The following is a 10,206-nucleotide window of genomic DNA, read 5'->3' as shown; positions in this document are numbered from 1 at the left end:
GGGGAATCCATCTTTTTCTTGCCCACCCCCACTTGGGGGTGGGTGGCGAGCGGAGCGAGACGGAAGGGGGAATCCATCTTTTTCTTGCCCACCCCCATTTAGGGGGTGGGTGGCGAGCGCAGCGAGACGGAAGGGGGCATCAGTGCAATGGTAAATGATGGTGGGTGCCCCTTTATGTTTGATGGCACCCTTTCCTTTGACAGAGTTCTTATGCCCGCTTCGCAGGCATCGACCGCTTGGAGCAGCCCCCTTCCACCACTTCGTGGTCCCCCTCCCCCCGCGAGCGGGGGGAGGCAAGTTTTGGGAACGTGGTGCACCTCACCACCCCGCAAGCTTAAGGAAAGCAAGGGTTTGAGTTAACTGTTCCTCTCCTCCATTTTTCTTGCCCACCCCCACTTAGGGGGTGGGTGGCGAGCGGAGCGAGACGGAAGGGGGCATCAGTGCAATGGTAAATGATGGTGGGTGCCCCTTTATGTTTGATGGCACCCTTTCCTTTGACAGAGTTCTTATGCCCGCTTCGCAGGCATCGACCGCTTGGAGCAGCCCCCTTCCACCACTTCGTGGTCCCCCTCCCCCCGCGAGCGGGGGGAGGCAAGTTTTGGGTTAGAGACGTGGTCCCCCTCCCCCCTGCAAGCGGAGGGAGGCAAGTTTTGGGGAACGCGGTCCCCCGCCCCTGACAAGCAGAAGAGGCAAGGTTTGAGGTAGAGACGCGGTCCCCCTCCCCCTGCAAGCAGGGGGAGGCAAGGGTTTGGGTTAATCGCCCCTCTCCTCCATGTTTTTCTTGCCCACCCCCACTTAGGGGGTGGGTGGCGAGCGGAGCGAGACGGAAGGGGGCGGCTGGATTTTAGGGGAAACGGCAAATGTCCGCCCCCCTGAAGCGCAGCGACAGTTCATTATCCGCGTTTCTACAGCATCACCAAACTTTGCAAATCTATTTTTTAACAAAATACTGGTAGGTCCGTTTCAGTCCTTCTTCCAGGGATACTTCCGGGGTCCAGTGAAGGTTTTTCACTGCCTTTTCGTTGGAAAGGGAGGAGCGATAGATGTCCCCTTCTCTGGCAGGGCCGTAGGATGGGGTAATTTCTTTTCCGGTAATACGGGAAAGGATGGTGACCAGTTCGTTCAGGCTGATTTCTGTCTGGGTGCTGAGGTTGTAGCAGGTATCGGCATTTGGTGTGGTCAGTGCCAGGCGGATGCCCCGGGCAATGTCGCCGGCGTAGACGAAGTCTCTGGTCTGTTTGCCGTTTCCGAAGATGGTAATGTCCTGTCCTTTAGCGAGGCGTTTGGCAAAGATACTGATGACGCCGCCTTCTCCCCCATCGCCCTGGCGTTCGCCGTATACGTTAGCGAAACGGAGTACCACGTAGTGGATACCGAAGGCCAGGCGGTAGAGGGCCAGGTATTTTTCTACGGTCATTTTGGTCAGGCCATAGAAGGAAAGGGGAATCTGCGGGAGTGTTTCCTGCACAGGCAGGGCTTTTTCGTCCACGTCGCCATAGGTGGCGGCGGAGGAGGAGAAGATTACCCGCTTTACGCCGTATTTCCTGCAGCATTCCATGATATGAACGGTACCTGCAATGTTCTGGTACATATCGTTTTCAGGATCCACCATGGAGTCGCTCACCAGGGTCTGGGCAGCCAGATGAACTACAGCATCAAAATGTTCCTGGCGGAAGAGGTCTTCCACTTTGTCGTCATGGGTATCCATCACTTCCAGCCGGGCTCCCTCCGGCAGGTTTTCCCGAAGGCCCGTGGAAAGATTGTCCAGGGAAACGACCTCATCCCCTGCTTCCATGAGCTGACGCACCAGATGAGAACCAATAAAGCCGGCACCGCCGGTCACAAGAATCTTCATAACTTCACCTTTTTCTTTAAAAATGCCTGAGATAAGTCTATTTTAGTTATTTATTACTAATATAATATCACATGATAATACAGTGTGAGGTAAAAGAATCATAAATTTTTGAAGGATGCGGAGACAATTCGGCGGGAGACGTCAGACGCGCCTTTGGCGCGAGGGTTCAAAGGGTTCATAGGGGAAGGTTCTTAGGATTGACCGGCCCTATGGGCCGGAGGGTTCTTAAGTTTGACGGCCTTTCAGGCCGAGGGTTGTGGTGGCGGCTTCGCCGCAGGTTGTGTAGAAGGGTTGCATCGCTTCGCTCAGGGGGCAACAGCGCCTACGGCGCTGAGGGGTGTGGTAGCGCCCTTCGGGCGCAGATTTTAAAAAAGCTGCCCCCGTCCCCGTCATTTCGACCGTAGCCGGTCAGCCGCCAATAGGAAAGCCTCTTATTGTGCAGGCTAGAGGCCAACTTCGGCTGACTTGGAGACTCTATGCAGAGTCTCCACAGAGTGGAGAAATCTCCCCCCTCTAATGGTACGGGCGGCATTACGGCAGGAGATCTCTCGACTCTGAGTATCATCGGAGCGGTTTGCATCTCCCCCATACCGGCACATCCCCCCGCTCGAGATGACGATGCTGGCGGGCAACATTGGACGCGCCTTCGGTGTGAGGGTTCAAAGGGTTCAAAAGGTTCAGAGGGTGGTGGTATCGCCCTGCGGACAATGAGTTTTATAATGCCGCCTTTCGGCGGTCACGTCCACATCGAGTATCATAATCATTCTTACCCTCGTACATCCCTTCGTCACTTCGTGGCCCTCTTCCCCTAAAGGGGACGCAAGAACGTTACGGGATTTACCTTTCTATGTCATAGGGCTTGATTGGCATCCTGGTGATTAGCCGCTGCGCGGCTCCCCCCTTATCCGGCTACGCCGGACTTTCCCCCATCCGGGGGACAGAATAAATCGCTCTATGCTTTCCTGTAGAAACATGGCTCCATTGCTAAGTACCCATAGTCCCACCGCTCCGCGGGGGGAAGGTGGTGCCGTAAGGTACCAAAGGGGGAAAACGCCGAAATAGTACATGAAATATATGACTCTCTGTTTTTCTCCTCAGACTCCTCGTTTCCCCTTGAGGGGAATGCCTCGAAGAGGCAAAGGGTGTACAAGGCAGAGCGCCGATTTGACACTCCATCGCTATCCTGACCGCCAATCGGCGGACCCTTGAGCGAAGCGATGCACAGCGAACACATTTTGCACTATGCGAACTGGATTTGTAAGGGAGCATCAGCGACCTGAAAATCCAGTGAGTCAGTGACAGCAGTGGGTGAAGGAGCGCTAGCGACGCGCAAAATGTAGTGAGTCGTTTCCCCTTTAGGGGGCGATGAACATAAAGTCAGCGTTACGGGATTGGTTTCTATGTCATATGGCATGATATGCATTCTGGCGAATCAGCCAACGGATAGCGGTTAGCGGTCAGCCGACAGCTTCCACTGGCAAGCTGTGAAATTGTGAAAAAATATATAGGGTACTTCTTTATCCCCTTCTCCCCAGGCGTTAAAAAAGCCTTCCATTCTTATATTGATTTTCTTCTTTCCATTGGACATGGACAGGAAGGATGGCATGATTTTCTATAGTATTCTCCCTTTTACTCGTTCTTTTTACGAAATTCATCAGCCTTGACCTTTTCTTGACAGAACCTTTTCCTCCTTTTTTCTTCCCGTCTCTTTGTCTGTGAAAAGTGAATTCACAGTTTTTCTTCCTGTGGACAAGTAAAATATCCCTGAATGCCCCTTGCTTCCCCCTGTCATTTTCCACTTTTTCCCATTTCATCCAGACTTGTTCACAGTTATTCACAGATTTTTGTGTATATCTCCAGTAGACACCTCTCTCTTTGCCGCTGATTGTCTACATTTGGAATTCTCATTTCAAAGTTATCAACAGCCTGTGAATAAGTCTGTGAAAAAGTGAGTTCTCCTTCTTTTGTGAAATAAGTATATACTTTATTCCCTCTGTCTTCTATCCCACGCAAAAAGAGCTGCGGAAAACCACAGCTCTTTTTGTGTATACCATTATTTATCGTCTTCAATAGGATAGTCCTGGAGGGCATCGTAGCCTTCTTCGCCGGTACGGATTTTCACTGCATTGTCCACGGTGGTGACGAAAATCTTGCCGTCGCCGTACTTGCCGGTGTAGAGTGCTTTCTTAGCCACTTCGATAATCGTTCTGGGCGGAATCTTGGATACCACCATATCCACCCGCACTTTCGGAAGGAGTTTGGCGGAAACAGCAGCGCCGCGGTACATCTGGGTCTGTCCTTTTTCAAGGCCGAAGCCCAGGGCCTTGGTGACAGTCATACCGGTAATACCGATGGCTTCCATGGCAGCTTTCAGGATTTCAAAGCGTTTGTCGGACGTAATGATGGTGACGCACCAGAGCCGATGTCCATCGGCAGGCACTTCTTTCGGTGCCACAGTTTCCGGCACTTCTTTGTCCATGGGCACTTCTACGGCATTGGCCGGTGCCTTGCCGGCTTCAATCTTTTCTTCCGTCGTTTCCGGAATCATCATGAAGTCCGCATAGGCGGAGGCCAGGCCGTGTTCCTCGAAGTCCAGGCCGTTGATTTCTTCTTCCCGGCTCACCCGGAGACCGATGGTGGCACGGATGATGCGGAATACGATATTAATGGCAATGAATACATAAATGGCAACCACTACGACGCCAAGGATCTGGATGAAGAGAAAATGGGGATTTCCTGTATAGAGGAGGCCGCTTTCTTCGGAGAAGAAGCCGGTGAGGATGGTGCCCAGGGCACCGCATCCGCCGTGGGCTGCAATGGCGCCGACGGGGTCATCGATTTTCATTTTCTGGTCAATGAATTCTACGGCATATACAATGAATACCCCTGCAATGAGGCCGATCCAGAAGGAACCGGGTACCGTCACCGCATCGCAGCCGGCGGTGATGGCTACGAGCCCTGCCAGGCCCCCGTTCAGGGTCATGGACACATCGGGTTTTCCGTATTTCACCCAGGTCACGGCCATGGTGGTGCAGGCGGCCACCGCTGCTGCCAGGTTCGTGGTAATCATGATGTGGCCAGCAGATTCGATGACCTTGTCACCGGTCATGGAAACGGTGGAGCCGCCGTTGAATCCGAACCACCCCATCCACAGGATAAACATGCCCAGGCAGGCCAGGGTAATGCTGTGGCCGGGGATGGCGTTTACGGTGCCGTCCTTATTGTACTTGCCGATTCTGGGTCCCAGAAGCCATGCCCCTACGAAGGCACACACGCCGCCTACCAGATGAACGCAGGTGGAACCGGCGAAATCATGGAATCCCAGTTCGGAAAGCCAGCCGCCGCCCCAGATCCAGTGACCGGAAATGGGATAGATCAGAAGGGAAATGAGTACGGAATATACGCAGTAGGCAGAGAACTTCGTCCGTTCTGCCATGGCCCCGGATACGATGGTGGCGGAGGTAGCGCAGAACACGGTCTGGAAGAAGAGATAGGCCAGTGTGGTGTATCCCGCATCATCGGGCACCTGGAAGTGGGTGACGAAGAGGTCCGGCGTACCGATAATGCCGCCGATATCGGTGCCAAACATGAGGCCGAAGCCGAGGAACCAGAACACCACGGTGCCCAGGGCAAAGTCCATGAAGTTCTTCATGACAATGTTGCCTGCATTCTTGGCCCGGGTGAGGCCGGTCTCCACCATGGCGAACCCCGGCTGCATGAAGTATACCAGGATAGCCCCTAAAAGAACCCAGATGGTATCCACCGAAGAATACCGTCCCTCCGGCTCTGCGGCCAATGCCACCGACGGCAGGGCTACCGCCGCCAGGAGCAAAGGCCACTTGCCTTTCAGCACTTCCATTTTTCTCATAATAATCCACTCCTTTGACCTTGTTGGAAAAGAAAAGTCTGACCGGAATGGCGGCTTTTTCTAAAAGACAAAAAGCCCGGGATATCCCGGGCGTCCTTGTCCAAAAGAAAAAGCCTGACATGAACCATTCATGATCAGACATCTTTGCCAAACTATGTAATTGTCCCCGAAGGGCAAATGATTATGAAAAAATAATACACCCGCCGTCCTGTTCCGTCAAGGGGAAATGCAAATTATTTCTGATTGCCCCCATGTCTTTCCTGATTCTGTGAACCCCGGCAAGCAGTGGGACTTCCTCTTTCCTTTTTCCTCTTCCTTCGCTACAATAAAGAAAATCCCCTGAATTTTAAAGCGAGGAGGTCCATCATGCCCTACGTCAACATCAAAATCACAAAAGAAGGAAATGTCACTCCGGAGCAGAAGGCAAAACTTATCAGCGGTGTCACAAACCTGCTGGCTGACGTGCTCCATAAGAATCCCGCCACCACGGTGGTGGTTATCGACGAAGTCCCACTGGAAAACTGGGGGCTCGGCGGCGATCCGATTCTTTTGGCCCGGGAAAAGAGAAAAGGAAAATAAAAAGGACCTATGGCCCGGCAAACCGGGGCGTAGCGGTTTTTCGCCAGCCCATGGAGCCGCTTTCATGGAGCTTCCAGCATATGGAAGCTCACACTTATGACTCGTCCATCAGCGGCTTGACAGTCATGCCCATTTCTTTACTGCATCCAGCAGTTTTTCCAGAACCTTCTCTTCCCTTCCCCGGTTGGCAACGGTAATATCTGCTGCCTCCCGGTAGAGAGCAATCCGTTCTTCATACAGCGTAAAGACCCTGTCCGGCCCCTCTTTCAGGAGGGGCCTTTTTTCGACTTCCACGTCCGTCACAATATCCTCCGGAAGGCGGTCCAGGAAAACAACAAGTCCCCCTTCACGGAGATTGTCCACATTGACTTTTCTTTTAATCACACCACCTCCGGTGGCAATGATGATGCCTTCCTTTGCCGATAAATCACGGATGGTCCTTTCCTCTGCCTCCCGGAAGGCCTCCTCACTCTCTGCGAAGAAACTTTTAATCGTTCGGCCTTCCTTTTTTTCCAGGTAATCATCGGCATCGATAAAAGGCCGGTGGAGGATGTCCGCCAGGGCCTTTCCGAAAGTGGTTTTTCCGGACCCCGGCATGCCAATGAGTGCGATATTCTTCATACTTCCATTTCCTCCGCAATTTCTTCCGCCAGGGCCGGGGAAACCGTCCGGTCCATCCAGATTTCCTCGGCCGCCATGGCCTGCATGACCAGCATGTACATACCATTGGAGGTATCGCCGGCTGCGTCATGGAGCAGTTTTGTTTCCTTTGGATTGTAGATGATATCCACCACTTTTGGGAAAGAGGCGGCTTCCTCCGCGGAAATGGGGGATACGCCGGTTTTGGGGTACATGCCCACGGGGGTGGCATTTACAAGGAGATACCGGTCCTCCAGGGAAGGAAGGCTGTCGTAGCCTTCGATATCCACGTGCCGGGCCCTGGCAAAGGAAAGAAAACCGGAATCCACTTTTTCCGGGTGTCGGCTGATGACGTGGATGGCCGAAGCCTTTTCATCGAAGAGGCACTGGATAATGGCCCGGGAAGCGCCGCCATGACCCAGTACCACTGCCTCCCTGCCGGAAATGTCGCAGCCGATGCGGGAAAGGGTCCTTTTAAAGCCGGTATAGTCCGTATTGTATCCCAAAAGACGCCCGTTTTTATGGGCAATGGTATTCACTGCGCCGATGGTCTTTGCCTCTTCCGACAGTTCATCCAGGAATGGAATGACTTCCACCTTGTAGGGAATGGTTACATTCAGCCCATCATAGGCATTAAGGATTTGCGGCAGTTTTTCCCTGAAATTTCCCTTTGGAATTTCTATGAGTTCATAGGTGGAAGAAATGCCCTTTTTTTCAAATAATTTGCGATGAATTTCCGGGGACAGGCTGTGTCCAAGGACTTCACCCAGAAGGCCCAGTTTCATAATGACTCCTTTCTAATGGATGTTTCGCGGATAGAGACACCGTGGGAGCCTCCAGCGTCCAGCTGCCAGGGAAGCCCTGCAGCCTTCGGCACAAGCAGACGTTGGAGCCATCAGACGAAAAGCGCCGCAGGCGAATCCGTTTTCCCCGCTGCCAGCCGCTAAAAGCTGACAGCCCCATACCGGTGACCCTATCCATTAACATACATTCTACCGCTTACAGGACGGATAGTTGCCGAGAATCTTGAAATAGGTACACATGGATTCGAGGCCCTTCAATGTCTGCGCATTGGCCGGATCCTCCAGCCGCCCCATGACATCGATATGGAAGAAGTACTCGAAGGGCCTTCCTTCCATGGGACGGGATTCCAGATGGGTCATATTCATGCCGCCGTAAAAGAAGTACCCCAGCACATGGTACAGGGCCCCCGGTTCATGGCGCACGGAAATGACGAGGGTAATCTTATCAGCTTCCGGTTTGATTTCCATTTTCGGCCCGATAATGAAGAACCGGGTATAGTTGCTGCTGTTGAAAAAAATATTTTCCGCCAGTATCGAAAGGCCATAGAGCCTTGCCGCGGTGCGGCTTGCCACGGCAGCCTGGTTCTTCTTCCCGTCCTGGGCCACCTTTTCCGCACTCCGGGACGTGGAAAAATAGGGTTTCAGTGTCCAATCCCGGTGTTTGTTAAAGAAAGGCCGGCACTGGGCAAATCCCTGGGGATGGGAGAAGACCGTATCAATGTCTTCCAGCTTTGTCCCCGGAAGGCCCAGGAGGTTATGCTCAATCTTGACCATCTGCTCTCCCACCACGGCGCAGCCATAGCGCTGGATGAGATCATAGACTTCGGTGATACCGCCGGTGGAGGAATTCTCGATGGGCATGACCCCATAATCGATATCCCCCTCCTGCACCGCCTTCACCACATCTTCAAAGAGGGGAAAGTAGGATTCTTCCCGTTTCCTGTCGCCAAACTGCTTTTCCATGGCTTCGTAGGTATAGGACCCCTTGGCGCCATAGCAGCCCACTCGTATCGCTTTATCTGACATTGGAATTCCTCCTGTCCGTAAGAAGCAGGTCCAGAATCACCAGGGCCGCTGCATTTTCAATGACCGGAATGGCCCGGGGAACGATACAGGGATCGTGGCGGCCGCCGATGGAAAGGTCCGTATCCTCTTTTTTGGAAATATCGATGGTCCGCTGCCGCCGGCCAATGGATGCTGTGGGCTTTACGGCCAGCCGGAAGAGCAGGGGACTGCCGCTGGAAATACCGCCCAATACGCCGCCATTATGGTTCGTCAGTGCTACCGGACGGTCCCCTTCATAGTGGAGGCTGTCATTGGCCTCCGCACCAAAGAGAGAAGCAAATCCAAAGCCCTCCCCAAATTCGATGGCCTTCACCGCCGGTACGGAAAACATCATATGGGCCATCTCGCTTTCCAGGGAATCGAAGAAAGGATCCCCCAGTCCCACCGGAAGACCGGTCACCATACATTCTACGATGCCTCCCACCGAGTCCCCCACCTTCTGGGCAGAGAGGATGGCGTCCTCCATGGCCTTTCTTTTTTCTTCTTCTATCACCGGAAGCTTCATGGTGTCCAGGTAGCTGAAAAGTTCTTCTTCTTCCCCAAGGGGGTTAAAGGCACGGTCCCGGATGCCATGAATTTCCAGGGCATGGGCACCGATGGAGATACTCTCCTTCTCCAGTACCTGCCTTGCCAGTGTGCCGGCAAAGGTGAGGGGCGCCGTAATGCGGCCGGAAAAATGGCCGCCGCCACGGTAATCATTGAACCCGCCGTACTTTACATGCCCCGTATAATCGGCATGGCCCGGACGCATGTGGTCTTTGAGAATATCATAGTCTTTGGAATGCTGGTTTGTATTCCGGATTTCCATGGCCAGCGGCGTACCGGTGGTGTGGCCATTGAAATAGCCCGAAAGAATTTCAAAGCTGTCTTTTTCCTTCCGGGGTGTAGCCAGGTTCGAACTTCCCGGCGCCCGGCGTGCCATTTCCCGGCGTACCAGGTCCCAGTCAAACGAAAGGCCCGGCGGAAGTCCATCGATGACGGCGCCGATGGCGGTGCCATGGGATTCACCAAAAATGGTAACCTGTACTGTTTTTCCAAATGTATTGCTCATAAGATGCTCCTGATGAATATAAAACAAGGAATGAATTGACCCATTGTCCCGGATAACTGTATTCCTATTAGTTAGGAGTGAGGAATTAGGAGTGAGGAGTGAGGAGTGAGGAGTGAGGAGTGAGGAGTGAGGAGTGGTGGTGGCGGCGCACAAATTATATAGCGCCGCCTTTTGGCTTCCCAACCAGCCCCGTCATTTCGACCGGTGTGACCATGCTTTGTGACTTGAAAGCTAAGGAATCGTTGTCAGATTTCATTCTTGGCCGAGTTATGACGAAGCAGTGCATAAAAATCCTTATGAAATCTGACTCTGCAAATGAATCAGCGCTTCCCTGGAGCCTTATGAA

General features: G+C 53.1%; 8 protein-coding genes. 1 reads left to right on the top strand and 7 read right to left on the bottom strand.

Annotated features, from left to right (window positions below; genetic code table 11):
- Positions 1–931 precede the first annotated feature (931 nt).
- The 3 genes from ACFWUL_RS11595 to ACFWUL_RS11585 form a co-directional block, all read right to left on the bottom strand.
- The gene (locus tag ACFWUL_RS11595) at positions 932–1,855 is read right to left on the bottom strand and encodes an NAD-dependent epimerase/dehydratase family protein (protein WP_416177409.1); all 924 of its coding nucleotides are present in this window, start codon (positions 1,853–1,855) and stop codon (positions 932–934) included.
- Positions 1,856–3,393: 1,538 nt separating this feature from the next.
- Positions 3,394–3,669 (bottom strand): hypothetical protein, encoded by a 276-nt coding sequence (locus ACFWUL_RS11590; RefSeq protein ID WP_416177408.1) that lies wholly within the window; start codon positions 3,667–3,669, stop codon positions 3,394–3,396.
- Positions 3,670–3,908: 239 nt separating this feature from the next.
- Entirely contained in the window at positions 3,909–5,723 is a 1,815-nt protein-coding gene (locus ACFWUL_RS11585) for an ammonium transporter (protein WP_416177407.1), read from the bottom strand.
- Between the two features lie 366 nt (positions 5,724–6,089).
- Here ACFWUL_RS11585 and ACFWUL_RS11580 point away from each other — a divergent pair, with 366 nt between their 5' ends.
- Positions 6,090–6,302 (top strand): tautomerase family protein, encoded by a 213-nt coding sequence (locus ACFWUL_RS11580; RefSeq protein ID WP_366461176.1) that lies wholly within the window; start codon positions 6,090–6,092, stop codon positions 6,300–6,302.
- Positions 6,303–6,425: 123 nt separating this feature from the next.
- Here the strand turns inward: ACFWUL_RS11580 and ACFWUL_RS11575 are convergent, their stop codons facing one another.
- From ACFWUL_RS11575 to aroC, 4 genes are all read right to left on the bottom strand, one after another.
- Entirely contained in the window at positions 6,426–6,923 is a 498-nt protein-coding gene (locus ACFWUL_RS11575; protein WP_416177406.1) for a shikimate kinase, read from the bottom strand.
- Complete coding sequence (locus tag ACFWUL_RS11570) at positions 6,920–7,726, bottom strand: shikimate dehydrogenase family protein (protein WP_416177405.1); 807 nt, start codon at positions 7,724–7,726, stop codon at positions 6,920–6,922. Before ACFWUL_RS11570 ends, ACFWUL_RS11575 begins: the two co-directional genes overlap by 4 nt.
- Before the next feature lie 207 nt (positions 7,727–7,933).
- Complete coding sequence (pheA, locus tag ACFWUL_RS11565; protein ID WP_416177404.1) at positions 7,934–8,770, bottom strand: prephenate dehydratase; 837 nt, start codon at positions 8,768–8,770, stop codon at positions 7,934–7,936.
- On the bottom strand, positions 8,760–9,860 hold the full coding sequence (gene aroC / locus ACFWUL_RS11560; protein ID WP_416177403.1) for a chorismate synthase: 1,101 nt from the start codon (positions 9,858–9,860) through the stop codon (positions 8,760–8,762). The genes pheA and aroC overlap by 11 nt, the downstream gene beginning before the upstream one ends.
- Positions 9,861–10,206: the final 346 nt, after the last annotated feature.

Source organism: Dialister sp. (assembly GCF_047832375.1).
Taxonomy (GTDB): domain Bacteria; phylum Bacillota; class Negativicutes; order Veillonellales; family Dialisteraceae; genus Dialister.
Note: the sequence above shows the minus strand (reverse complement) of the source record. Positions and strands in the feature narration are given on the sequence as shown.